18 protein-coding genes, 1 tRNA gene, 3 rRNA genes and 1 pseudogene (1 of these 23 only partly in view) are annotated in these 25,663 nt (G+C 36.7%); 6 read left to right on the top strand and 17 right to left on the bottom strand.

Features of this window, described 5'->3' with window-relative positions:
* From Ana3638_RS02675 to Ana3638_RS02740, 14 genes are all read right to left on the bottom strand, one after another.
* A 23S ribosomal RNA gene (locus Ana3638_RS02675) occupies window positions 1–992 on the bottom strand (it extends 1,967 nt beyond the left edge of the window).
* A 206-nt stretch (window positions 993–1,198) separates the two neighbouring features.
* Window positions 1,199–1,265 (bottom strand) — tRNA-OTHER (locus tag Ana3638_RS02680).
* Window positions 1,266–1,378: 113 nt separating this feature from the next.
* A 5S ribosomal RNA gene (gene rrf, locus Ana3638_RS02685) occupies window positions 1,379–1,496 on the bottom strand.
* Window positions 1,497–1,763: 267 nt separating this feature from the next.
* Window positions 1,764–3,468: ribosomal RNA gene (locus tag Ana3638_RS02690) — 16S ribosomal RNA — on the bottom strand.
* Together the 16S, 23S and 5S rRNA genes with 1 tRNA gene alongside form the textbook arrangement of a ribosomal RNA operon.
* 898 nt (window positions 3,469–4,366) lie before the next feature.
* Entirely contained in the window at window positions 4,367–5,272 is a 906-nt protein-coding gene (locus Ana3638_RS02695) for a deoxyribonuclease IV (RefSeq protein ID WP_202621556.1), read from the bottom strand.
* 493 nt (window positions 5,273–5,765) lie between these two features.
* Complete coding sequence (locus Ana3638_RS02700; RefSeq protein ID WP_161836677.1) at window positions 5,766–7,526, bottom strand: glycoside hydrolase family 2 protein; 1,761 nt, start codon at window positions 7,524–7,526, stop codon at window positions 5,766–5,768.
* Window positions 7,527–7,722: 196 nt separating this feature from the next.
* Complete coding sequence (locus Ana3638_RS02705; protein ID WP_161836678.1) at window positions 7,723–8,751, bottom strand: hypothetical protein; 1,029 nt, start codon at window positions 8,749–8,751, stop codon at window positions 7,723–7,725.
* Window positions 8,751–9,578: a carbohydrate ABC transporter permease gene (locus Ana3638_RS02710; RefSeq protein ID WP_161836679.1), complete on the bottom strand. Its 828-nt coding sequence runs from the start codon at window positions 9,576–9,578 to the stop codon at window positions 8,751–8,753. The genes Ana3638_RS02705 and Ana3638_RS02710 overlap by 1 nt, the downstream gene beginning before the upstream one ends.
* Window positions 9,575–10,468: a carbohydrate ABC transporter permease gene (locus Ana3638_RS02715; RefSeq protein WP_161836680.1), complete on the bottom strand. Its 894-nt coding sequence runs from the start codon at window positions 10,466–10,468 to the stop codon at window positions 9,575–9,577. The genes Ana3638_RS02710 and Ana3638_RS02715 overlap by 4 nt, the downstream gene beginning before the upstream one ends.
* A gap of 127 nt (window positions 10,469–10,595) precedes the next feature.
* The gene (locus Ana3638_RS02720) at window positions 10,596–11,987 is read right to left on the bottom strand and encodes an ABC transporter substrate-binding protein (protein WP_161836681.1); all 1,392 of its coding nucleotides are present in this window, start codon (window positions 11,985–11,987) and stop codon (window positions 10,596–10,598) included.
* Window positions 11,988–12,604: 617 nt separating this feature from the next.
* Window positions 12,605–13,528 carry an ArsR/SmtB family transcription factor gene (locus Ana3638_RS02725; protein ID WP_161836682.1) on the bottom strand — a complete coding sequence of 308 codons (924 nt, stop codon included), beginning with the start codon at window positions 13,526–13,528 and terminating at the stop codon, window positions 12,605–12,607.
* Between the two features lie 356 nt (window positions 13,529–13,884).
* Window positions 13,885–14,088: a cold-shock protein gene (locus tag Ana3638_RS02730; RefSeq protein ID WP_161836683.1), complete on the bottom strand. Its 204-nt coding sequence runs from the start codon at window positions 14,086–14,088 to the stop codon at window positions 13,885–13,887.
* A gap of 314 nt (window positions 14,089–14,402) precedes the next feature.
* Window positions 14,403–15,884, bottom strand: a complete 1,482-nt coding sequence (locus Ana3638_RS02735) for a methyltransferase domain-containing protein (protein ID WP_161836684.1) — start codon at window positions 15,882–15,884, stop codon at window positions 14,403–14,405.
* An 89-nt stretch (window positions 15,885–15,973) separates the two neighbouring features.
* Window positions 15,974–16,279 (bottom strand): DUF1905 domain-containing protein, encoded by a 306-nt coding sequence (locus Ana3638_RS02740; protein ID WP_161836685.1) that lies wholly within the window; start codon window positions 16,277–16,279, stop codon window positions 15,974–15,976.
* A 334-nt stretch (window positions 16,280–16,613) separates the two neighbouring features.
* Between Ana3638_RS02740 and Ana3638_RS02745 the strand changes: the two genes are divergently transcribed.
* Both Ana3638_RS02745 and Ana3638_RS24575 read left to right on the top strand, forming a co-directional pair.
* Window positions 16,614–17,750, top strand: a complete 1,137-nt coding sequence (locus Ana3638_RS02745; protein ID WP_161836686.1) for a sodium ion-translocating decarboxylase subunit beta — start codon at window positions 16,614–16,616, stop codon at window positions 17,748–17,750.
* Window positions 17,751–17,841: 91 nt separating this feature from the next.
* A complete protein-coding gene (locus Ana3638_RS24575) occupies window positions 17,842–17,988 on the top strand; it encodes a hypothetical protein (protein ID WP_202621557.1) in 147 nt (48 codons plus the stop codon).
* Window positions 17,989–18,056: 68 nt separating this feature from the next.
* On the opposite strand, the pseudogene nox reads toward Ana3638_RS24575, so the two are convergent.
* Window positions 18,057–19,387: pseudogene (gene nox / locus Ana3638_RS02750) on the bottom strand (H2O-forming NADH oxidase).
* Between the two features lie 205 nt (window positions 19,388–19,592).
* On the opposite strand from nox, the gene Ana3638_RS24865 reads away from it, so the two are divergent.
* The 3 genes from Ana3638_RS24865 (at window position 19,593) to Ana3638_RS02765 (ending at window position 22,117) form a co-directional block, all read left to right on the top strand.
* The gene (locus tag Ana3638_RS24865) at window positions 19,593–20,255 is read left to right on the top strand and encodes a hypothetical protein (protein ID WP_246240729.1); all 663 of its coding nucleotides are present in this window, start codon (window positions 19,593–19,595) and stop codon (window positions 20,253–20,255) included.
* Window positions 20,186–21,172 (top strand): DUF4474 domain-containing protein, encoded by a 987-nt coding sequence (locus Ana3638_RS02760; RefSeq protein ID WP_161836688.1) that lies wholly within the window; start codon window positions 20,186–20,188, stop codon window positions 21,170–21,172. The genes Ana3638_RS24865 and Ana3638_RS02760 overlap by 70 nt, the downstream gene beginning before the upstream one ends.
* Before the next feature lie 144 nt (window positions 21,173–21,316).
* Window positions 21,317–22,117, top strand: coding sequence for a metallophosphoesterase (locus Ana3638_RS02765; RefSeq protein WP_330587822.1), 801 nt, complete (start codon window positions 21,317–21,319; stop codon window positions 22,115–22,117).
* A gap of 236 nt (window positions 22,118–22,353) precedes the next feature.
* Here Ana3638_RS02765 and Ana3638_RS02770 read toward each other — a convergent pair whose 3' ends face one another.
* Window positions 22,354–23,013 (bottom strand): Crp/Fnr family transcriptional regulator, encoded by a 660-nt coding sequence (locus Ana3638_RS02770; protein ID WP_161836689.1) that lies wholly within the window; start codon window positions 23,011–23,013, stop codon window positions 22,354–22,356.
* 455 nt (window positions 23,014–23,468) lie between these two features.
* Between Ana3638_RS02770 and Ana3638_RS02775 the strand changes: the two genes are divergently transcribed.
* Window positions 23,469–24,173 (top strand): ATP-binding protein, encoded by a 705-nt coding sequence (locus tag Ana3638_RS02775; protein ID WP_161836690.1) that lies wholly within the window; start codon window positions 23,469–23,471, stop codon window positions 24,171–24,173.
* Window positions 24,174–24,495: 322 nt separating this feature from the next.
* Here the strand turns inward: Ana3638_RS02775 and Ana3638_RS02780 are convergent, their stop codons facing one another.
* Window positions 24,496–25,467, bottom strand: a complete 972-nt coding sequence (locus Ana3638_RS02780) for a CAP domain-containing protein (RefSeq protein WP_161836691.1) — start codon at window positions 25,465–25,467, stop codon at window positions 24,496–24,498.
* Between the last annotated feature and the right edge of the window lie 196 nt (window positions 25,468–25,663).

Consider the following 25,663-nt stretch of genomic DNA (forward strand, 5'->3'; position numbering starts at 1 on the left):
CTCGTGTAGTCTGACTCCTGATCATCATCTGTATGGCATTCGGAGTTTGATAATCTTCGGTAAGCTTTGACGCCCCCTAGGATATTCAGTGCTCTACCTCCATCAGACTAAATCAAGGCTAGCCCTAAAGCTATTTCGAGGAGAACCAGCTATCTCCGGGTTCGATTGGAATTTCTCCCCTACCCACACCTCATCACCACCCTTTTCAACGGATGTGTGTTCGGTCCTCCACCACCTTTTACGGCAGCTTCAACCTGGACATGGGTAGATCACCCGGTTTCGGGTCTACATACACTGACTAAATTCGCCCTGTTCAGACTTGGTTTCCCTTCGGCTTCAGTCTTTTCGACCTTAACCTTGCCAGTAAATGTAACTCGCCGGACCGTTCTACAAAAAGTACGCGGTTCACCTTTAAATAGGTGTTCCACAGCTTGTAAACACAGGGTTTCAGGTTCTCTTTCACTCCCCTCCCGGGGTTCTTTTCACCTTTCCTTCACAGTACTATGCACTATCGGTCACTAAGTAGTATTTAGCCTTGGGGGGTGGTCCCCCCGACTTCCCACAAGGTTTCTCGTGTCTCGTGGTACTTCGGATCCCGCTCGCTGTCTTCCGGTTTCGCTTACGAGGCTTTCACTCTCTCTGGCTGGCTTTCCCAAAACCATTCTGCTACCGTACGACTCACTTGTTGCGGTCCATAACCCCGAAGAATAAATTCTTCGGTTTAGGCTGTTTCCATTTCGCTCGCCGCTACTTTGGAAATCGAGTTTTCTTTCTTTTCCTCCGGGTACTTAGATGTTTCAGTTCCCCGGGTTCCCTCTATTAAGCTATGGATTCACTTAATAGTAACGGAGGAATACTCCGCCAGGTTTCCCCATTCAGAAATCTGCGGGTCAAAGGATATTTGCTCCTCACCGCAGCTTATCGCAGCTTATCACGTCTTTCATCGGCTCTTAGTGCCAAGGCATCCACCCTGCGCTCTTATTAGCTTGACCTGTTACGTCTCTGCCTAGCGTGACAGATTCGTTGGTCTTTGGTTTAAATATTTTTAGATGTCTTGTCTCATAATCTTTCGATTATAAATCAATTTAATGTGTAGTTTTCAAGGTACAATCTATTCCCATTACTGGGTTTCGTTTCTTTTGAAAGATGAGATTGGATTATATAGTTATAATCGAATATCTTCTTATGATAAGAAACAAGTAGTTTAATGAGAATTGAACTCATGCCTCCTGTTGCCAGGCGCTCTTCCACTGAGCTATAAGCTATTCTATTTAATTTTACTTATTTATCTGTTTCGCTAATCAAACAATGTTTTTAATTAAATAATGCTGTTCTTATATTTCTGCAACATTAACGAAACAGTGACTTATTTTTTATAATCCGGCAGCCACCTACTCTCCCATACCGTCTCCAGTATAGTACCATCGGCCGCTTACGTCTTAACCATCGTGTTCGGGATGGGAACGGGTGTGTCCCATAAGCGCATCACCACCGGAAATTTTCTTTATTAAATTCATTCATGTCAACGTCGGGTTATTATCTTATCAAATTAAATTCATAAAGTCAACTTGTAGTTTTTACCAACTTATTTATTTTAAATTAACATATTAATAACATTCACTTTGACACACCAGTCACGGATCTACGATTATATCAACTCACATACCGTAAGTCAACTTGCAGATTATTCCATGTACGACTGATTAATGACACAAAATCCTTAATAACTCAACAGTAAAACAACCCTTACTCCAATTCCTTAGAAAGGAGGTGATCCAGCCGCACCTTCCGATACGGCTACCTTGTTACGACTTCACCCCAGTCATTGGCTCCACCTTCGGCAGCTCCCTCCCTTATCACTAAGCACGACTGACTTCGTATTTCTTTGCCACTCAGCATCTATCATGCTTCCTGGTACGTTACATACCTCTTAGTATGTTACATTCCTCTTGGCATCGTATTCTTTTTTCGAATATAATTGAACTCATTTCATTCGTTCAATTATCACGACGTCATGCTTACTGATAAGGGTTGGGTCACTGACTTCGGGCATATCCAACTCCCATGGTGTGACGGGCGGTGTGTACAAGACCCGGGAACGTATTCACCACGACATTCTGATTCGCGATTACTAGCGATTCCAGCTTCATGTAGTCGAGTTGCAGACTACAATCCGAACTGAGATGACCTTTTTGGGATTTGCTCCACTTCACAGCTTCGCTTCCCTTTGTAGTCACCATTGTAGCACGTGTGTAGCCCAGATCATAAGGGGCATGATGATTTGACGTCATCCCCGCCTTCCTCCAGGTTATCCCTGGCAGTCTCTCTAGAGTGCCCGGCCGAACCGCTGGCTACTAAAGATAGGGGTTACGCTCGTTGCGGGACTTAACCCAACATCTCACGACACGAGCTGACGACAACCATGCACCACCTGTCTCCTCTGTCCCGAAGGAAGACCGACGTTACTCGGCTGTCAGAGGGATGTCAAGACCTGGTAAGGTTCTTCGCGTTGCTTCGAATTAAACCACATGCTCCACCGCTTGTGCGGGTCCCCGTCAATTCCTTTGAGTTTCATTCTTGCGAACGTACTCCCCAGGTGGAATACTTAATGCGTTTGCGACGGCACCGAAGCCCTTTTGGGCCCCAACACCTAGTATTCATCGTTTACGGCGTGGACTACCAGGGTATCTAATCCTGTTTGCTCCCCACGCTTTCGAGCCTCAACGTCAGTTACAGTCCAGTAAGCCGCCTTCGCCACTGGTGTTCCTCCTAATATCTACGCATTTCACCGCTACACTAGGAATTCCACTTACCTCTCCTGCACTCCAGTTACATAGTTTCAAATGCAGTCCCAGGGTTGAGCCCTGGGCTTTCACATCTGACTTACATAACCGTCTACGCTCCCTTTACACCCAGTAAATCCGGATAACGCTTGCCCCCTACGTATTACCGCGGCTGCTGGCACGTAGTTAGCCGGGGCTTCTTAGTCAGGTACCGTCATTATCGTCCCTGCTGATAGAGCTTTACATACCGAAATACTTCTTCACTCACGCGGCGTCGCTGCATCAGGGTTTCCCCCATTGTGCAATATTCCCCACTGCTGCCTCCCGTAGGAGTTTGGGCCGTGTCTCAGTCCCAATGTGGCCGTTCACTCTCTCAAGCCGGCTACTGATCGTCGCCTTGGTGAGCCGTTACCTCACCAACCAGCTAATCAGACGCGGGTCCATCTTATACCGATAAATCTTTTCGCACTGCTCCATGCGAAGCTGTGCGCTTATGCGGTATTAGCAGTCGTTTCCAACTGTTATCCCCCTGTATAAGGCAGGTTACCCACGCGTTACTCACCCGTCCGCCACTCAGTCACTTTAGCTTCACCCCGAGGGGATCCGCTAAAGTGCTTCGTTCGACTTGCATGTGTTAAGCACGCCGCCAGCGTTCATCCTGAGCCAGGATCAAACTCTCAAATTTAAGTGTTAGGTTTTGTTTGCTAACGAACTGACGGGCATATCGAAAGCTTGCTTTCGGATATGTTCGGCTGCTTCGTTTTACAAGGTCACGGCCACGGTAGCGAACGACGTTGTCGTGAGCTGTGGTTGTGACTGCAAACAAAACAACTTAATTAAGTTGTTTAATCTTTTCAGAATTAACATTGGCTGTTTTAAATCTAAGATTCAAACAATCGTTAATTTCCGTGAAACATTCGCTTCCTTAGAACCGAAGTTTCATTTTACTGTTTTTAGGTTGTACCAATCATTTACACAATTGATACCGTTCTTTGATGATAAAATCATCATGAAAATTTTATTAGAATTTTCAGGGTTGTTTCACTGTTCAGTTATCAAAGTTCATCGCTCTTCAGATTACTACCAAAGGTTATTCCCTTATGGATTTGTTTCTCTGTTTTTCGAGCGCTTATCTACTATAACATATCCAGAATTGTTTGTCAACAACAATTTATTTCTTTTATTTTCTGAATATTTCTTGCTATTGTTTTAGCAAGGAAGTAAATATTATCATGTTGTCATACTTTTGTCAACAACTTTTTTCTTATTTCTTATTGTTTTTACTGCAAGACTTTTTTTATACTTATGATGCAGTTTTACAAATATAACACTTTATAAATTGTTTGTCAATAACAAAATATTCATTTTATTATCTGACTATTTTGTCCTATTCTTAAGGACGGAAACATAGGATAACATTTTACGACATTTTTGTCAACACCTATTTTTATATTTTTTAAATAATTTAATTATTTTCTTTTGTTTAATTAAATCTCCATTACCATTAATAAATGGTTAGTCTCAAAGTTATGCTTTTACAATATATTGTTATTTAAGATTATACCCTAATTTAATTACCATAATCATCTATATGTGTCTAATATATCCTTAATTAAATTGGGGTTATATTCTTTCTTTTTAAACATATCAATTTCTAACTTATAAGGAGGAAAGGATTTTTTCATATTGTCCGGATTAGTTACATAGGGAGTCTCCAATATTTTAGGTATTTCTTCAAATTCTTTATGATGCACAATATAATTCAGGGCATCAAAACCGATTTGACCCATACCTATATTTTCATGGCGGTCCTTTTTTGATCCAAGAGTATTTTTACTATCATTGATATGAAAAACGGCAATTTGATCTTTACCTATTAATTTATCAAATTCTTCAATAACCCCATCAAAGTTCTGAACAATATCATAACCCGAATCAAAAGTATGACAGGTGTCAAAACAAACACGCAATTTATCATTATATTTTACACCATCATAAATGCGGGCAATTTCTTCAAAGCTTTTACCAACCTCGCTGCCTTTGCCTGCCATGGTTTCCAGAGCAATATTAACTTTTGTATCTTGGTCCAGGACTTCATTAATTCCCTTTATAATTTGAGCCGTTCCAACCTCTGCCCCTTCTCCTACATGGGACCCTGGATGGAGTACCATACAACTGCTGTTTAAAGCTTCTGCCCTTTTTAATTCTGAAGCCAGAAATTCAGTCGCAAGAGAAAAAGTGTCATCCTTAACCGAATTTCCTAAATTAATGATATAAGGTGCATGTATGATAATATCCGAAATTCCATATTCTTTCATATATTCCAATCCGGCATGAATATTTAAGTCTTCTATTTTCTTACGTCTTGTATTCTGTGGTGCACCGGTATAAATCATAAATGTATTTGCGCCATAACTATCTGCTTCCTTGGCAGAACCAAGTAGCATTTCTTTTCCGCTCATTCCGACATGGGAACCAATCTTCAGCATCTAAATTCTCCATTCTCTTTTCTGTATTTTTTTCTTGACTATTTTTTTATTAATTAGACATTATTAATTTCATTTATTATTATAAAAATTATTGCACTGTAACAAATTACATTTATAGATTATTAGCGAATTTAATTTAATCTAATAACACTTATATAATATTAGCTATATTCATAGAAACCAATTGCTTTTATATTAAAACTATGTGTACCAAAATCCAACAATCAAATATTTAATAAATTAAAATCTGAAATAATAAGCAGTTGGGACGCACGATTTGGCTATCTTAATAGTATTTAATAAACGCAAAATATATTTGGATAAGTATCTTCCTTAACCTATTATACCAAAACTGTCAATCCAATATTATAAAAATCCTCCCTTTAGGCAGATATTGTGGAAACATTTTCTCTGCTTAAAGGGAGTACGGAAGATAATAGTAATGTATAGACTTTAATATTTTAATAAAAACAGTATTATATCTATATTATTTTTATTTCTTTAAATTGACCTTTCTGATTTCATCCGGATTAACTTTAAAATTCCTGTCCATATCCATCAATCCGTTTATTTCCTGCTGCACATCAGAAACTTGTGTATAGCAGTAACCACATATAAAGGGAACCCGTTTCAGTGCTGTTGTAATGTTATCAAATCTGCGGATAAAATCTTCTTCCGTATTCACTTTGTTTCCATAACCCCAACCACTGTCATCATTATTAAATGCAATTCCGCCATACTCGCTAATGATGATAGGCTGTCCTTTATATTCATAACCATTTGCCATAGCCGATTTATGCCTGCTGTGATAGATTTCCGTTGAAAGAATAGCTTCTTTATGATTTATATACCGGTTATAGAATACCTCTCCTTCTTCTTCGTAATCATGAAGGGTAATAATATCGGAAATAGTGTGCTCCCAACCGTCGTTTACTATAACCGGACGGAATTTATCAATTGATTTCGTTAGATAATAAATAGCCTCCGTAAAATGCTGATGCATGGTATTTACTTCTACCTGAGGAATACCCCAGGATTCATTAAATGGTGTCCAGGTTATGATACATGGGTGATTATAATTTTGTACTACAATATCCATCCATTCTTTTGTAAACTGATGTATTGCATAGTCTGAGAACTGATAACTGGCAGGTACTTCACTCCATACCAGCATACCTTTTACATCACACCAATATAAAAATCTCTCATCTTCCACTTTCTGATGTTTTCTTAATCCGTTATAGCCAAGCTGGTGTATTTTATCAATATCTTCTATGAGAGCCTCTTCATCAGGAGGGGTTAAATGGGAATCTTTCCAATAACCCTGATCTAATATAAGACGCTGGTATAATGGTTCCCCATTTAATAAGATATTGGTATTTTCAATACGTATTTCCCTCATTCCAAAATAGGAAGCTACTTCATCTAAAACTTCGCCATTTTGAATCAAACGGAAACAGATATCATAAAGATCCGGATGATCCGGAGACCAGGTTTTAATTCCCCAATCAAATGTTTTGGAATAAACATTTATTTTAGTTAATACATTTTTATCTAATACAGATAACAATTCTCTGTTTATTAAATTTTCCCCAAAGGAGATGGTTACTTCTAATAACAAATCCGGTTTGAACTCTAACGTATTTACTTCAAATTCAAGATCCAATAAACCCTCCGTGAGCAATGGAGTCATTTTGACTTTAGTAAGAGAGACTTTAGGTACATATTCTAGCCATACGGTCTTCCAGATACCGGTTGTCTGCACGTACCAGCAGCCGAAATTATCCGGCATCCAGCGTTGTTTTCCCCTTGGCTGCTGCCTGTCAAAGGTGTCTTCAGCCTTAACAACTACGGTATTTTCACCAGGAGTTACAAACTTTGTAATATCAAAAGTGAATCTTACATATCCTCCGGTATGCACACCTGCAAAAGAACCATTGACCCAGACCTTGGTAATGTAATCACTGCCTTCAAAATGAAGCATTATCTTATTACTTAAAAGCTCCTTTTCACTTAACGATATTATTCTTTTATACCAAATATTTTCATGCTTCTTTTCATCCTGAATACCGCTTAACTTCGTCTCATAAGTAAATGGAACCTGAATTTTTGTATCCGGCTTAAATTCCATATACCATTTTTCATCTTCTCCGCAATTTTTATCATCAAATGCAAAATCCCAGGATCCATTTAAATTCACCCAGCTGTCGCGTACAAATTGGGGCCTTGGATAATTTTTTATGTAACTTCTCATGTATTTCCTCCACTATTATATATTGTATCAGGGAATTACGAATTCCAAATCTGCCATATAATTAATAGAAATCCAAAACTTCTGCGGTATTGCGGACTAGACACCGTTCTGAAATCGTATTAATTATAAAGTATATAAATACAAAAACACTTGTTTCGCAATCACCCCTGTGTATTATGTAATGTTCTAAAATTTATCAATTATTTATATGGTAAGAACTGTTTTTATTTTTATAAATAAGATATACAATGTAATTAAGTACAAATAATAAAAATACGTAAAACCCTAATGCAAAACGAAAATCTTTATACCAAAAGGCGGAACCTTTAAAACTAAAAATAAAAATATTACTTATTAAAAGGTAAAATAAAGAATTAGTTCCGACTTTTTTTACATAATTTATACTATATAAGGGCATTTTGGATTTTCCAATTTTCTTAACAGCAAAACAGCAAAGTACATAATAAAAATAAATAAAAAATGCTCCGCCTATAACATAAAGTACGGACGGCGGGAACCGTTCCGGCATCATTTGTTTACGAATGAAATAAACAACCGTAGGTAAACTTATAAGAAAGGTTCCTGCAAAAAGGTACTTATTAAACTTCAATCCATATTTACTAATTACTATTCCTGCTGCAAAATAGACCAGATACTGTATGACCGGGAATGTAATATAATCATAGGAACCTAGAAATAATGCTGCCTGAGGAATGGTTATTTTATGGTACGGTATAAAACATGCCGCCAGACTGATTACGGCAATTACCATAAAGCCATAGTAATTCAGCCGATTAAACACGGGAAACATAACTAAACCTATTATGATCACAGCAGAAAAAGAAACCAAAAATTCCGACCAGCCTCCAAACTGCCTGATGCTTATAACATCCCTGATTAAATCCATCCGGAATATCTTATCTTCTACAAAAGCAAAATAAGCAATGCTGGATAAGTAAAATGCAAATAAAGTCCTTAAAGCATTGACTAACATCTTTTTCCATACTATCTGAAAATGTTTCGCAAAGTAAGCACGATAGCATACAAAACCATAGGCAAATAAAAATCCCGGAAATGTTGTCAGATTTATATAATTCACTATGTTTCCCTGATAAATTTTTTCTTCCTCACCAAAAAACTGGATGCAGTGTGCAAATATCATTAGCAGCACTAAGATACCCTTAAACAGATCCATCTCTGCACTATATTTCTTTTCTCCCTCCATCACCCTTTTACTCCTGTCATGGTGATACCGGTTACTATCTGTTTTTCAAACAGTATGAAAAGGATAATCGCAGGCAGGGAAGCTACCATATTAGCGGTCATTGGCCGGACATAATCCACGGTATATGTTCCGGCAAAGGTGGGAATACCGATCGGAAGAGTGAACTTTTCACTGCTCATGGAACAGAGTAAGGGCCATAGATAATTATTCCAGCTTCCTACAAATGCAAATATAGCGACTGTAACTAAAACTACTTTGGATAAAGGAAGCACAATCCTGGTGAATATGGTCAATTCTCCACCGCCGTCTATCCTTACCGATTCCAATAATTCATTGGGAATTCCCCTGAAAAAGGTTATCAAAATAATCAAATTCATTGATCCCGCTATGGTCGGAAATATAAGACCTGGATAAGTATCGATTAAATTCAGTTTATTGGCTGTAATAAACAGCGGAACAATCGTTGCCTCACCCGGGACCATCAAACCTAACAGGAAATAAACATAGATCAGCCCTTTTCCTTTCATATCTATTTTAGCTATGGCATAAGCTGCTAAGGCTGATAAAAGTACTACCAGGATTGTGGATAACACCGAAATAAATAAACTGTTAAACATCCAGGTTGGCACATCACTATGGAAAATGATACTGGGGTAATTTTCTATTGTATAAGGGGGTTTAAACCAGTCCCATATATTCTTAATTTGTTTTCCTTCTCTTTGAAACGAAACCGCTAAAGACCAAATAACAGGTGTTACAAAAATTAATGCGATTAGGACAGAAAGAGCTGTCAGAATGAATTTACCTAACTTAAATTTCTTGTTCATGCTTTCTCCCCCTTACCTTGAATTTTCAGCTGAATTAATGATAAAACTACTAAAATAAGAAACAGTACATAGGAAATTGCAGAAGAATATCCCATATCATTTTTTTCAAATGCCGTCTCATAAATATATTGGATCAAAGGTCTGGTATTGGTTCCCGGACCGCCTCCGGTGATCATATAAATCTGCCCGAATACTTTAAAGCAGGCAATAACCTGCAATAATAATACAAGGTAAGTGGTTGGTTTTAACAAAGGCAGAACAATAGTAAATAACTGAACTCTTTTGGAAGCACCGTCAATGTCTGCCGCTTCGTAAAGCTGATCCGGTATATCCTGTAATGCAGAAAGATATATCATCATACTAAATCCCACCGTCCACCAGATCGTCATGGCTGATATGGTTGCCCAGGCAAGATGATTATCCTGCAGCCACTGCAGTTCTACAGCCGGACTTAATACTCCGATACTATGTAAAAAGCTATTTATAAATCCACGGTAAGGTGCAAACATGTAAATAGCCGTAAAGGAAGCGACTGAAACAGACAATACGTTAGGCAGATAATAACAGATTCGAAATAATTTCCGTAACTTACTGACTCTATTCGCAAGTAAAGCTAATGTTATTGCACATATAATTAATGCGGGTACGGTTATTAAAGCAAATACAGTTGTATTACGTAAAGCTCCCCAAAAATATTTATCATGTAAAAACTTGGTATAATTATCTAATCCAACAAATCTTATCTTCCCCATAAGTCCCCATTTATGAAGACTAACATATACTCCCTGTATCATCGGCCAAATGGTAAATATCGTATAAAAAACAAGAAACGGCAATATAAACCCGGCTGCTACCAGTGCTTTTCTGATTTTCTTAGCTCTGCTGCCCATGCTTTTACCTCCTGATATTCTCGTAACTGTAATTATGATGAAAGGGCTGTGGTAAAACCCACCCTCTTTCTAAAACAAGATTCCGAATCAAGTTTTACAACAGCCTCTTTTATTTTTTATACTACAATTAATTCAAATTCGATTCTAATTCACCATATAAACTATCAATTGCAGCAGCAGTATCTGTCTGTCCAGTCCAGATAGTATTAAGGTTAGTAATCATTGCATCTTTCATTGAATAGAAATTAGGATTCTTTGATGGTAAAATCGCAGTTTCCAATGCACTCTTGTAACCACTCCTGTAATCCAGGGACAGATACTCCTGGCTCTCCAATACGGATTTATTTGCCGGTATCTGCCCGGATTTAGCCCAGGTTGCTGCACCTTTGGAGGATACATAATTAATAAATTCCACAGCAGCTTTTGTTTCTTCTTCCGTTCTGTCTTTATTAAAAGGAATAATCAAAGTATGGGAATCAGCCCAACACGCACTATTATCAAAAAGCTGAGGAAATGCCTGCGCACCGAAATGTAAGTTTTCGGTCTGTTCAAATGCTCCGACAGCCCAGGTACCGCCGATGAAAAGTCCTGCCTGGCCGCCCTGGAAGAATTTCTGATGATCGTCTATCCCCTGACTGATATATCCTTTATCAAATAAGCCTTTAACAAAATCAGCAGCTTTTACTGCGATGTCTTTATTCATGGTCACTTCCGTTCCCTCTTCGTTAACAAGAGCCGTTCCGCCCATTTGGAAATAAGTTGCCCACCATAAACGGTAAGGATCATCGCCGGAATTAGTCATTGCTATCGGTGAAGCACCTTCCGGAAGAACACCTTTTATTTTATCAAGAATTGCATATAAGTCATCCGCACTTGCAATATCAAGCTGGTTATTTGAATTAAGCGCAACTCCTGCTTTATCTAATATATCTTTATTAAAATATAAGATTTCTGCATGGGTATCCAACGGCATAGCATAGGTAGAACCATCAAATGTTACACTTTCTTTCGATGAATCTGCATATTGGCTCCAGTCAACTCCGATTTCCTTAGCATAATCATCAATTGGGATTACAACGCCCTGTTCAACCAGTTCAGGAAGTTTTGAAACATGGGAAACACCGATATCCGGACCTTTCTTGGCTGCTACGGCAGTCTGAAGTTTAGTATAATAGTCTCCCCATACCAGCATAATCGATTGTACGCCCATAGCCGGATTGGTTTTATTATAATCAGATATAATGGAATCCATGAAACTTCCGTCACCGCCGCTGAATAGTGACCAGAATACTAATTTACCTTCATCTACTTTAACATTCTCCGGATTGTTTACGGTTCCGTCTTCATTAACATCCACGGTTGCCGCATCAGATGAACCTTCTTTGGTATCAGTAACGGTACTTTGATTTTTTGCACCATCGGTATTCGCCGTACTGTCGGTTTTACCACCGGAACACCCAGTGAAAGAAAAGGCGATAAGACTTACTGCTGTTAATACACATAACAATTTTTTCTTCATTAAAATACCTCCCTTTGAAATTTGATACAACAATATTTTTGTTCCTACTAAACATCCCCCTTAATAATACACTTTATGCCGGCACGCGTATTTTCTGTTTATAACATAAATATTGTTGAATCATGGTCTTTTTTTGGGAACAAAATTAATATTTTAACATTTTTATTGTTCCTTAATTCATATCTTAAGTCATATTACATAAAATGTCAAATATTATTTGTATTATTTTAACTATTTTATATAACGAATCGCAGTATTTAAACATTATTTATGTTATTCTAAATTATGGAAATTTGTTTTTTACAGATTTTTTGTTTAATTCTCTTTAGATTAATTCTTAGGCAGTTAAAGTACCTCAATATTACCCGGGATAAATATCAGTTCACTAACACTTTCCCGCCCGAGCGGATTACTCAGCAAACCGGAAGAAATACACTTTGAAAGTTTCATCGGTTCGTGTGCATTTATTGCAAGCAAGCTTGCTAATTCTTACTTTGCTATCGCAAACAATAAAATAAGACGTACAAATCATCACTGATAATGTACGTCTTTCATTTTCATAATAACAAATAATAAAATTAATATAATTAGTGATAAAACCGGAATTATATGCTTATTTAACAATACTCAACATTCAGTATTATATCCTGTGCATAATCTCCGTATTTTCTACCGAATAGATTAAAACCGCCCACATATCTTGCCTCCGGTTTATTTCCGATTCTCACGGTAACAGACGATTGGTTCATAATCTCAAGTTCGCTTATTTTACGATCTTCCGCTTTCTTTTCATTTATATAAGAGCCTTCCTGATTAATTTCCCAAGTCATTAACAATCCATGCTGCGTATTGCCTGATTCCCAGGTAACAGGATTCAGACGTCCCCTCCTGGCCCCAAAATCCCCGGGACTTGTCCACGTACCGCATTCCAATCCGTTTATCCAAACTGTTATATCGGATTTCCAATCCTCTCTGTAACTTGGGGCTTCCGAACAGATCTCCATGGATAAGATGATTTTTCTAGGGAGCCTGCCCTTAGGTACCAGGTTTGGAAACCGATACTCCAAATATCCTCCTGAGCTCCATATAATCTGTGCATGTATACGCTCCGGCAGATAAAAACAATATTCCGTATCTTCCATTCCTATAATTTTTTCTTCATCTGCAAGTCCGCAGGTCGGTATTACATTGCATTCGGAAAAAGCACCAATAGGCATTTCCACACTGGCAGTTTCATTAATATTATAATTTCTGGCTATTAAGCTGATGTTAACAAAATCCCTTTTTCGGTTGCATAATTTCATGGAACCTCTTGTTCCAGGCTGTTCTTCCAGTCTTATCAGATTGGCCTTTTCTAGTACTTTTACATGAAGCGCTGCACTGGATGCAGGTATATTGAGTTTTTTGGCAATTTCATTTATGATTAACCCCTCATGATATAATAGCTTTAATATTTCTATACGTACCGGAGAGGATAACGCTTTGGCAACCTCACACAGTTCCTCTTCATTTTCCATATTCAATTCGACAATTTTTGCCACAATAGAACCTGCCCTTCTTAATATTTTTGCAAAATTGTACCTATTCTTTCTAATTATATCATAGTTATTCCAGTTTACAATGTTCTTTTATATCGACTTTAATATCATTTTTTTAGAAATTTCTATAGAACGAAGTGACAGCGGGCTGACACTTTCGCGCCAGCGCGGGACCCCGTAGCAATATCCTTCCTTTCCGCAAGGTGCGCTTCCCGTATGATAGTACTTTTTATTTAATAGGGAAGTGCGGAGGACTTTCCTGTTAAATAGAAAAAGACCGGCAATTATAAAAAATAAGGATACTTTTATAACCGTCAGTCTTATAAATTCATTATTACATTATTACTATACTTTTGGAATTATGCTATATCAACATTAGTTGCCTGCATACCACGTTCACCACGTGTAATATCAAATGTTACTTTTTGTCCTTCTTTAAGTGTTTTAAATCCTTTTGATACTATTCCTGAAAAATGTACAAAAACATCTTCTCCACCGTTATCGTTTGTAATAAATCCAAATCCTTTTTGTTCATTAAACCATTTTACCGTACCTTTATTCATAAAGATACCTCCTTAATTTTTTTATATTTTGCCTGCAAATAAAAAATCACATATTTTTGTAAATCTTTAAACGGGTTAAAGATTTACAAAAATATGTGAAATCTATAAAGACATCTAAAATATAATATACATAATACTATATAAAGCTGGAAAAGTCAATACAAAAAGTAAATAAATGGAATACTATTTATCAAATAATACTCCATTTTTTTGCATATATTTCTATTCAATTAAGCGTTGAATTGTTTCAGCTATGACAGGCCCAATACGCTGATAATATTTTGTTTAGACATAATAGCTAAAACCGGTCCTGCTCAAATTGAACGTATAATATATAAATAAGCCTTTTCTTTCTTAGAAATCTCATACTCCTGTTCCAGGCGGTATTCTCTTGGATTTAAAAGCTTTTTCATATATTCGGGATTATGGGAATATAAAACCATGATACCATTCTTTTTTAATTGTACTTTTGCTTTTTGAAAAAATCTGCGGTATAACTCAAAAATCTCCCGTTCTTCTTTATGCCCCATAATTCTCGGCATATCCGTGAAAATTTCATCAAAAAGATATTCATGTTTAAAGTCAAAGAAATCCCGGTTGATGTAATGTATTATAGCATGTGCTGCTTTCGCATTCTCCTTGGCTTTTTCAATAGCATTGCTATAAATATCAAGACCATAAATCGTATTAGCCCGTACTAATTTATGCCTTTCAATTAACATGGTCCCAACCCCGCAGAATGGGTCCAGAATCTGTGCTCCCTCCATAAGATAATCTTTCGCCAAAGCAGCAATGAGGGCAGCATTCACGGGCTGTATACTTGTTGCGATTGCATTTTTTCGGTAAGAAAATCTTTCATCTTTTAAAGTATATAGTTTTAACAATATGTTATAGTTACCTTCTTTATTTTCAATCAGTCTAATTTCAAACTCGTAGTTGGAAGTGCTGTTGATCAGCTGTCTGCCGGTTAACCTTTCTATTTCAACACCAAGTTTTTTTGCGAAAGCACTTTTCTTGTCCAAATCTGCTTTACTTTTTAGTTCGATTCGAAAATAATATGGTGCACCTCCCTCATGCCTTGCTTTCATAAATTCTAATAACTTACTTTTTGCAATAGATTCTGCCGCTTTACTAATATCACTGCTGCAGGTTTTTAAGTCATCCTGCATAAATAATAATTCACTGTAAGTTCTTATTGGTAATATGGTATTTATATCCTTGGTTTTTACTATAACACCCGCATTAAATTCTTTTGCACCTTCATCCTTTATCTGATCCATTGTAATTTTGATAAAGTTACGGTTCGTCAGAAGCACCAATCGGGACGGTACCTGAAATCCGGTAAAAATATGCTGTTTTATACCTTCCGCTGATATGATTAGTTCGGATAAAGTTCTTATTTCCTCGTTTATATGTTTTTTATTTGTCTCATCCTGATTCATAACGCTTAATACAGAAAGTTTCTCTTTCAATTCAGGAATCAATTTTTGATAATTAAATCCTTTCAAAGCAGTTAAGTAAGAGCTCCTGACAAACAGCTGTGTTTCGCTCCGATAAGCCTCTATTAATTTATCCAGGAAAGCAGGTATTCCTAACTCTCCCATTATCAATGCTGTATTTTTTCTTACCTTTGCATCTTCATGTTTTAAAAAATCCTCAAAAATATCATAATCCGTACCAATTTGATAAAGAAGTGCAGTTTTGTTATGGCCTTCTTTCAGCTCAGAACGTAATTGTATTAAATTCTGCCTAATATCTGCTTTCTGTTTCAATTTTTCAAATGTATCTCTAATCATGAATCTCCTTTACTTAACATTTATAAAAGTTACCTTTATAGTAATTAACTGTCCATTATTATTTTTTATTTACTATTATACCAAACTAATTATTTATCACTTTCTTTATTTTTATCGCTTTCTCTGTTTTTTTCCCTTTCCATAATAGTAACTACTATGGTATCTCCCGGTTGTTTTCCGATTTTCTGCCGAATATCTTTTCTGATTCCGATAATGTGCCCCGGAGTATTCATTCTTACTAAGCTGCCATCATATGGCTCACCATCAAATGTCGCCGAAACCGGAACTCTGCCTTTTCCAAATTCTTTTTTTACGTCGAAAGGTATTTCCACATATGCACCGTCTATGTCAGGTACTTTTTTAATTTCGGCACTAAATTCATAAAGTTTACCCATTTCTACTTCTCCTTTGATTATTATTTTTATTATATCATAAAGTTTAATAATTTGTAACAAATGAGGAATTCTTTTAATAATAGACGCTTGTTTTCCTTCATTTATATTGACTTCTTTTATATTTTATGGTACTTTATTTGTAATTAGGTATAGGCGCATAGTCATCATAGCTTTGCATTATTTGACATGTTTTGCAGTTTATGAATGTAAATCCGGATAGATTATTCGGATTTAATTTAATGACAAATACCTGTATCCTTATAATAGGATACGGGTTTTTTAATGCTAAGAACCTATATCTCTAAATTGTACAAGCACGAAGGGAGAACTTGCTATGGATTTTTTATTATCGGGAATTTCATCTGTTACAATCCCACAATTAATTATGTATGCAGTAGGCATAATTCTAATTTATCTGGCAATTGAAAAAGGATATGAACCATCTTTGTTATTGCCTATGGGATTTGGTGCTATTCTTGTCAACTTACCGTTATCTGGTGTTTTAAATCAGACCTTAAGCGGTATTGGAGAAACACAAGGTATTATTCAATGGCTTTTTAATGTAGGTATTGAGGCATCCGAAGCTCTGCCAATCTTATTATTTATTGGTATCGGCGCTATGATTGATTTTGGTCCGCTTCTTTCAAATCCTATTATGTTATTATTTGGTGCGGCAGCACAATTTGGTATCTTCTTTACCTTATCTGTTGCAACTTTATTAGGTTTTGATTTAGCTGATGCTGCTTCTATCGGTATTATCGGTGCAGCAGATGGTCCTACTTCTATATTAGTATCCCAAATTATGAATTCAAAATACATTGGTGCCATCGCAGTAGCGGCATATTCCTACATGGCATTGGTTCCATTGGTTCAGCCGGTTGCCATCAAATTAGTTACTACCAGAAAAGAACGTTTAATCCGTATGCCATACAATCCGGTTTCCGTATCCAAGAGAATTAAAATCATATTCCCGATTATGGTTACTGTAATCGCCGGTTTCGTTGCACCTATGTCAGTAGCTTTAGTTGGTTTCTTAATGTTTGGTAACCTGCTTCGTGAATGCGGTGTATTAAACAGCTTATCTGAAACAGCTCAGGATTCCTTAGCTAACCTGATTACCTTATTATTAGGTATTACCATTTCTTTCAGTATGAAAGCAGACGCTTTTGTAACCTGGCAAACTCTTTTAATCATGGGGCTTGGACTTGTAGCATTTATCTTTGATACCATTGGTGGTGTAGTATTTGCTAAAATCATTAATCTGTTCCGTAAAAATAAGATTAATCCTATGATTGGAGCAGCCGGAATATCCGCATTCCCTATGTCTGCACGTGTAGTTCAGAAATTAGCAATTAAAGAAGATCCTACGAACCATATATTAATGCATGCTATCGGTGCTAACGTTTCAGGACAGATTGCATCCGTTGTAGCCGGCGGTATTATCATTAGCCTTGTAAGCAGACTTTTATAATAAAATTAAACTACGTAACATTATTTCCGCAATATAAGCTATGTATGATTCATAACTTTTAATGGAAACTTATCCGGAAAGGAGTTATCTTATGCTTGAAAATTTTATGTTATCCCTAGGTATTATGTGGCAGGGAATGTTCGGTATATTTGCCGTAATCCTTTTAATTACATTTTTAGTTATGTTTATTCAATGGTTTGAGAAGAAGTTACCGGAAAAACCTTCTAATAACGAATAATAACTAAAAATAAGAGGTGTTAAAAATAACTCAAAAGAATTATTTTTAACACCTCTTATTTTTTGTAATTATTCAGCCTTTAGAGCTGCCATAGCTATATAGCTGTAAGGCTGATTGAAATGCGGCAGGAAGAAAAGATCAAGCAGCTTTAATTTGTCGATAGTGACTTTCTCCTGAATTGCCAGAGAAAACATATGAAGTCCCATGGATATATCATACCCGGAAGCCATCTGTGCTCCTAATACTACTCTGGAATCTGCATCATAAACGATTCTGATTTTTACCGTGTTGTTTTTTTCAATAAATGCAGGCTTCTGCAAATCTTCAAAATCCGTTGCCACAGCATTGATTCCTAATTTCTTTGCTTTCGTTAAAGTCAGCCCGGTTGATAACATATTATATCCCCAGATACTGATACCGTTTGAACCTTGTACCCCGCTGATTCTATTGGATTACCGCAGCAGTTATGAGCAGCTACGATACCGGAACGTACTGCATTGGATGCAAGAGCAATATAATTAAAATCATTTATGGAATTATCGTAAACCGTGGCACAATCTCCAATTGCATAAACATCAGGAATGCTCGTCTGCTGGTGTTTATCTACAATAAAGGCACCATTGCGAAATGTATCAATTTTACCCTCTCCCAACTTATTATTCGGCCTGAAGCCTATTGCAAGAATGACCATATCCGCTTTATAACTGCTTTTATCTGTTATTACCATCTCTACTTTTTTATTGCCTAAAAGCTTTTGCACTGTTTCCCCAAAAGCTAAATGTACTCCGTTTTTCTCCAGATTCTTTTTCATACCATCTGTAAATTCCGGATCATAATAACCTGCAAGGCAGGTATCTACACAATCTATGACGGTAACAGACTTTCCGCACCGTTTAAAAGCCTCTGCAAGTTCTACACCAATATAACCTGCACCTACCACAACTACATTTTGTATGGTGTCATCTTTTAATTTCTCAATTACATCCTGAGCATTCTGATATAGCTTAACCATCTGAACATTATCTAAATCTTTTCCTTCTACATTAGGTATAATAGGGACCGAGCCGGTGGCAAGTATGAGCTTATCATAAGTTTCCTCATATTTTGTACCGTCTTTACCGGTTGCATAAACACATTTTCTATCGTAATCAATAGAATCAACCGGGGTCTCCATATAAATTCTTGCACCTTTTTCCTCCAGTTTTTCTTTGGTGGAATAAAATAAACCTTCCGGACCGCTTATCTGCTTTCCTATCCAAAGTGCCATTCCACATCCTAAAAAGCTGATATTATTATTAGCATCAAAAGCAATTACCTCATGACCTTTATAATTGTCGAGGATTGTATTAAGTGCTGCAGTTCCTGCATGATTAGCACCAATAACAATGATCTTACTCATAATTTAAGCCTCCTTATATTTTTATAGTTTATGAATTAAGAGTATTTACTTTTATATTAATAACAGTTACTAATATTATTATAATCTAAAATTATAAAATTACAATAGTAAATTTTTAATATTTTGATGTACTTGCACAGTTCTTTTAACATAGAGAAGCTCTTTCGAATATTATAATATAAGCTAATATGAAAGGAGTTATTTTATGCTAAATTATGGTAATTTAATAAAAATTTTTCAGCCTTTGGGTATTATTATAAATTCTGAATTTATTCTTCCGATTATTTTACTATCTGCTTTTGCAGTAATTTCCGGAGCCGGAATCTGGGCTGCCTTTTATTACAAAAAGAGAAAAAAGAAAGACATGGTCTTAAGTGTTGAAAACCTTGATTATATAGAACGCTTAAAAAGACTTATTTTACCGTTGATTCCTGGTTTACACAAGATACCTAAGGTACCGTTGCCCGGTCTGCCTGATTTTCCTAACCTACCGGATACACCCCATTTACCGGATAAACCTAAACTGCCCGATTTCCCTAATTTACCGGATACACCGAAACTACCCGATTTCCCTAACCTACCGGATACGCCTAAACTACCCGATTTCCCTAACCTACCGGATACACCTAAACTACCCGATTCGCCCAATCTACCAGATACACCGAAATCACCGAATTCATCTGACCCATCAAATCCACCGAGCCTTCCTGACATTCCTTTTGATTTAGATGCCTTAAATAATGATTTAAAACCGTTTGGTTTTGCTTATTATCCCCTCAGGATTATTTTTATTCCATTATGTATGGTTGGCAGAGTGAATGCGGTTATTGCATGTTATATGATGAGGGTTCTGCGGGTTTTAGCATGATTATTGATTGTGAGCCTGTTTATTTTAAATACGGGGGAAAAAAATGGCTCATTGAATTTTGGAAAGGCCAGTATGGTATGACCAGCGGATGTGAAATCGGTATTTATACAACAACGGGTCCAATCCTTAATATTCCCGGAGTCTTTAACGGTACCTTTTATAATTGTGCCAGTAAAGAAGATCATCTTCCGTTAGCCTTTTCCTTAAAGAAAAACGGGAAAGAGCTTTTCCATCGAAAGGAACTGCATTGGTGGCTTACCGGATTCCGCCTGGGTGAATTCTCATGGCCGCACGAACTTACCGTAGATATACAGATAACTTTAAAAGATAAGGAAATGTTAGATGCTTTCGTGGGTGGTATGTTAAAAACCGGTTATTTTATGAGTGATCTGAACATATCAGGTACTACGGTATCCTTTGTATATGCAACGCCTCATTCCGAACAGCCAAGAACCAGAACAGCTTATATTGAAGATTATATGCAAACCAACAACATCCGAAATTGTACTGCATACAATATGGCCACCTCAACTTATAATAACACGGTTTCAAAATTAAAATATGTAAGATATGCAGCACCTAAGTTATATCACAGGATAATAAATATAGGAAGCACCAAGGAAATATTTAAGAGTTATGAAATTATCAGAAAGTATTTAGACTTAAAGGAACCGGTTAGAAATATTGATAAAAAAAATGGAATCTTTCTTCATGAACTTCCCGAAGAAAATAATCAAAGTACCGGGGCTGTAACATATCCTACTGTATCAGAACAGGATATCCCAGATACAGAACAGGATATTCCAAATATTGAGCAGGGTATCCCAAGTATTGAACAGGATATTCCAAATATTGAGCAGGGTATCCCAATCTCAGGTTTAGGTATCCCACAGGAGGATTCTAAATTTACAAAATGAGGTGAATAAAGTATAAGCAGGGAGGATTAAAAGAATGTCTAGTTACTCACGCCTGAACAAAGTATTCAATTCTGCCGAACAAATACCAATAGATGATTCCTCAAAAATAGTTTTAATGAGTGACTGCCATAGAGGTGACGGTAATTGGGGGATAATTTTTTAGGTAATCAGAATTTGTTTTTTGCAGCTTTGGATTTTTATTACAGAAAAGACTTTACTTATATTGAACTTGGTGATGGGGATGAATTGTGGGAGAACCGTAAAATTGACCGGATCATATCCATACACAGTGATGCTTTCTGGCTTATGTCAAAGTTCTACAAGGCAGGAAGATTTTATATGTTATACGGGAATCATGATCATGTGAAGCGCAATAAGGACTTTGCAAATGACAATTTAAAATCTTATTATGATGAAAGTATAAAAAGACGGGTATCGCTGTTTCCAAACCTAAAAATTCACGAAGGTCTGATATTAAAATATAAAGATTCGGATAATCTCCTATTTTTAACCCATGGGCACCAGGCCGATTTCTTAAATTACAATTTGTGGCGATTATCCAGATTTTTAGTCAGGTACCTGTGGCGTCCCTTAGAATTAACCGGTGTTAGAGACCCAACCAGTGCGGCAGAGAATCATACCCGAAAAGAAAAGGTAGAAAGAAAATTAGTTCATTGGACTAAAAAGCAAAACCAGATGTTAATTGCCGGACACACTCACAGGCCAGTATTTCCTCAGGTAAATGAACCGCTTTATTTTAATGACGGCTGCTGTGTTCATCCACGTTGTATCACTGCAATTGAAATCGATAACGGCAGTATAGTCCTGGTAAAATGGGCAGTAAGGACCAGAAATGATAGATCTTTATATGTAGACAGGGTAATATTAGAAGGCCCGGTTAAATTACAGGATTACTTCGGCGTAAAACCAAAAAATATACTATAACTTCATAATCTGGGCTGTTAAATGTTAGTATTATATGATAAGGTTCAAGTAAATTGTCCATATCAGGTAAACTACTGTTTTGACAGCCCTTTTCTGCTATGTATTTAGCTGCTTTTCAAACCATACTGCTGTTCCCTCTGCACCTGGTTGCTGCTGAGGTACGGCTGTTTAAGAAATGTATGTCCATAACCCCCAGGTTTTTACTGATAAGCCAAAATCATACATTTATTGCATAATTATAATATTGTAAAATGATTTTTATGGTATTTTATTATATCATCGTTCTGCATTCTGCTGATTTCTCTGGACATGGCACTGCGGTCTATGCACAAGTAATCAGCCATCTCATTACGGTTTAGTAGTATTTCAAAGGAGTTAGAGTGATTTTTCTCCGCTTCCGCGGTCAGATAAGCCATTATCTTTTCCCGTATGGTTCGTTTAGATATCAATTCCATTTTATTATTAAGATATAAATTCTTTCTTGCCAGCAGTTGAAGAAGGTTTGTTAACAGGCTGCTATGAAAGCTGCAGGCTTTCGAACAGGGAGTCACTATCCGATTAATAGGCAGCATAAGGACCCGGCTGGGTTCCATTGCTATTACGCTAACCGGGCATTCCTCTATTCCCGCACAAGCAAATGTTTCTCCGAATATTTCCCCCTCAGCCAGGCTTGTTACCAGCATACGGTTTCCTAAAATATCTTCCCGGATTACCTGTACACCGCCAGATAAGACAATACCTAAAGAGATAATCTTTGAACCGGCAGATATGATTGACTGATTTTTTTTATAACTCTTTACATTACTGCCCAAACATCCTAAAATATCTTCGATACCTGATATCTCAATCCCTTGAAATAACGATACCTGTTTTAAAATTAAAATTTCCTGGTTCATATTTTTCACCTAATGTATATCACATGACTGTCCTGTGATACTGCCACAATAAAATTGAGTGAAAAAACCGCATGTGGCATCCTTTCTTTTACTAATTTTCTTTTACTAATTTTCTTTTACTAATTTTCTTTTACTAATTTTATTTCACTTTTTTTCTATTCCGGATTGTAGTATTATCCAAAATATACTTTGTCCGGATTTTTACGTCTTAATTATTAATTATAAATTTTATAAATTACACGGTACATTTCTCTTATACCTAATTACTTGAATTAGTAATATTTTATATTAAATTTGTTGCAAATGCAACCGATATAATGAACTGACTATAGTAAGATAAAGACATGAGATAAGAAACTTATAAAAATAATGAATAAGTAATTGTGAATTTTATTTTTTGTATAACCATCTACTTTCCCAATTACTTATAAAATTTAACTTAAGGAGAATATAGTATGATAAGAAAAATTATAACAATCGATAAAGAAGCATGCAATGGCTGTGGATTGTGCGTTGATGCCTGTCACGAAGGTGCCATTGGATTAATAGATGGTAAAGCAGTTTTACTACGGGATGATTATTGCGACGGGCTTGGCAACTGTCTGCCTGCCTGCCCGGTTAATGCAATAACCTTTGAAGAAAGAGAAGCTTTAGATTATAACGAAGAAGAGGTAAAAAAGAATATGGAGAAAAAGAAAACTACACCACATTTTTCCGGTTGCCCGGGTTCCCAGTCTAAAATGATACAAAGGGATACACATAAACCTGCAGCGGCTCCTGCAGAAGCACCTGAGTCCATGTTAAATCAATGGCCGGTACAGATTAAACTGGTTCCTGTAAATGCACCTTATTTTGATAATGCGAACCTTCTTATTGCGGCCGATTGTACCGCTTATGCATATGGTAACTTCCATAATGAATTTATGAAAAATAAAATTACTTTAATCGGATGCCCTAAATTAGATGAAGGTGATTATTCGGAAAAACTGACTGAAATCTTACTTTTGAATGATATTAAGAGTATAACAGTTGTTCGTATGATAGTTCCCTGCTGCGGCGGCATTGTAAACGCAGTGAAAACCGCACTTATTAACAGCGGCAAAATGATTCCCTGGCAGGTAGTAACCATCTCAACTGACGGTACCCTCGTAGAGATGTAATCCTGTTATTGTAAATGATATTTACAATAATAATTGGACCTCTCCCTACAAAGTGTGTTCAATGTTAATATAGGAGTCTGTTGCTAAATTAGCAATAGACTCCCTTTTATTTCCTATATACTAGATAGAGTTGGCATGCCAGACTCTACCGCTGGCATGCTTTTACTTCAGTGACAAATTACTCAAAGGAATTTATCCTTTTCCATGTACATGTGCTTCCTGCCCGGAGGGTTCTGTTCTTTCATTGGGATAAAAAAGTCCAATTCGATTAATCGAATTGGACTTTTTTATTGACATGAGTTAATTGTTCTGTTCTTATTGTTTAGTTAGAGAATAACTGAGTACAGTATACAGTTCCGTTGCTTTTATATACACCGATACCAATTTTATGGAAATTTCCATTCATAATATTAGCTCTGTGACCAGGAGAATTCATCCAGCCTTCTACCACTGCTTCCGGTGTATTATATCCATAAGCTAAGTTTTCACCTGCTGCGCTTACGTTTACGTTATATTCATCCAGAACAGTTGACCATTGCGTACCATTTGGTCTGGTATGGGAAAATTGCTGTACAATTTCCTGTGCACGTTTATTAGCCGGCGCAACCAGATTCTGTGACATGGTTAATGCGGATAAACCGCCTTTTGCACGTTCTTCATTAACTAATTTTAATACCTGGCTGGCAAAACTGCTGTCATAATTATTTGTGGAAGCTGGTGGTGTCGTCTGAGTTGGGGTTTTAGTGGGGGTTTTGGTAGGGGTCTTGCTCGGTGTAGATGTCTGGGTCGGGGTACTGGTATTTGCTTTACCGTTTAATGCATTTTTAATGATTTCATTAATATCAGCACCATTTGATCCGGAATAAATAATTGTTTTACTTCCATTCTTGCAAGGGGTAGCCTTTACCTGCTTGGATAACTGACTGCCTAATGTTTTACCGTTAACTTTATCGCAGGCTTTTACTTTATAGTAATAAGTTTGGTTTGCTTTTAAGCCGGTATCCTTGAAGCTGTTAGACTTTGTAGTTCCAACACACTTATAGGAACCATTGGGGGATGTCGCGCGATATACTTTATAACTGTCTGCACCACTTACTTTTCCAATGTTAAGATTTGCAGTGGTAGCTGTTGTACTATTGACACTAACGGTTGGCTTACAATTTGTAAAACTTTTTGTAGTGGCCGCAGCAGCTACTGCTGTGTTGTTAACATCGAAAGGATTTAGGTTTCCTCCAAATAGCGTTGATGATACTAATGTTAAAGTTACCATGGAAGTTACTAAAAATTTCTTCATTCGATATGTCCTCCTATCTGCTATCTACAACTAAGTTACTCACTAAGGTTAACATAATACATCTTCCGATTCAACCACTAGTTATTGGAAGCCATCACAAGTATATCCAAAAAACTGCCCTATAAAGCTTTCAGGTTTTTTCGTGTTTTTGTCTGACTATAAACTCTCAAAACACCGTTTTACCTGAATTCCTTAT

Source organism: Anaerocolumna sedimenticola (assembly GCF_009931695.1).
GTDB classification, from domain to species: domain Bacteria; phylum Bacillota; class Clostridia; order Lachnospirales; family Lachnospiraceae; genus Anaerocolumna; species Anaerocolumna sedimenticola.

Bases quoted from the DNA above. Each gene is read 5' to 3' on its own strand.
- Ana3638_RS02730 (WP_161836683.1), bottom strand. From the start codon at position 14,088: ATGAATAAAGGTACGGTAAAATGGTTTAATGAACAAAAAGGATTTGGA.
- Ana3638_RS02735 (WP_161836684.1), bottom strand. From the start codon at position 15,884: ATGATTAGAGATACATTTGAAAAATTGAAACAGAAAGCAGATATTAGG.
- Ana3638_RS02740 (WP_161836685.1), bottom strand. From the start codon at position 16,279: ATGGGTAAACTTTATGAATTTAGTGCCGAAATTAAAAAAGTACCTGAC.
- Ana3638_RS24575 (WP_202621557.1), top strand. From the start codon at position 17,842: ATGCTTGAAAATTTTATGTTATCCCTAGGTATTATGTGGCAGGGAATG.
- Ana3638_RS02700 (WP_161836677.1), bottom strand. From the start codon at position 7,526: ATGAGAAGTTACATAAAAAATTATCCAAGGCCCCAATTTGTACGCGAC.
- Ana3638_RS02710 (WP_161836679.1), bottom strand. From the start codon at position 9,578: ATGAACAAGAAATTTAAGTTAGGTAAATTCATTCTGACAGCTCTTTCT.
- Ana3638_RS02715 (WP_161836680.1), bottom strand. From the start codon at position 10,468: ATGGGCAGCAGAGCTAAGAAAATCAGAAAAGCACTGGTAGCAGCCGGG.
- Ana3638_RS02745 (WP_161836686.1), top strand. From the start codon at position 16,614: ATGGATTTTTTATTATCGGGAATTTCATCTGTTACAATCCCACAATTA.
- Ana3638_RS02780 (WP_161836691.1), bottom strand. From the start codon at position 25,467: ATGAAGAAATTTTTAGTAACTTCCATGGTAACTTTAACATTAGTATCA.
- Ana3638_RS02770 (WP_161836689.1), bottom strand. From the start codon at position 23,013: ATGAACCAGGAAATTTTAATTTTAAAACAGGTATCGTTATTTCAAGGG.
- Ana3638_RS02705 (WP_161836678.1), bottom strand. From the start codon at position 8,751: ATGGAGGGAGAAAAGAAATATAGTGCAGAGATGGATCTGTTTAAGGGT.
- Ana3638_RS24865 (WP_246240729.1), top strand. From the start codon at position 19,593: ATGCTAAATTATGGTAATTTAATAAAAATTTTTCAGCCTTTGGGTATT.
- Ana3638_RS02775 (WP_161836690.1), top strand. From the start codon at position 23,469: ATGATAAGAAAAATTATAACAATCGATAAAGAAGCATGCAATGGCTGT.
- Ana3638_RS02720 (WP_161836681.1), bottom strand. From the start codon at position 11,987: ATGAAGAAAAAATTGTTATGTGTATTAACAGCAGTAAGTCTTATCGCC.
- Ana3638_RS02695 (WP_202621556.1), bottom strand. From the start codon at position 5,272: ATGCTGAAGATTGGTTCCCATGTCGGAATGAGCGGAAAAGAAATGCTA.
- Ana3638_RS02760 (WP_161836688.1), top strand. From the start codon at position 20,186: ATGTATGGTTGGCAGAGTGAATGCGGTTATTGCATGTTATATGATGAG.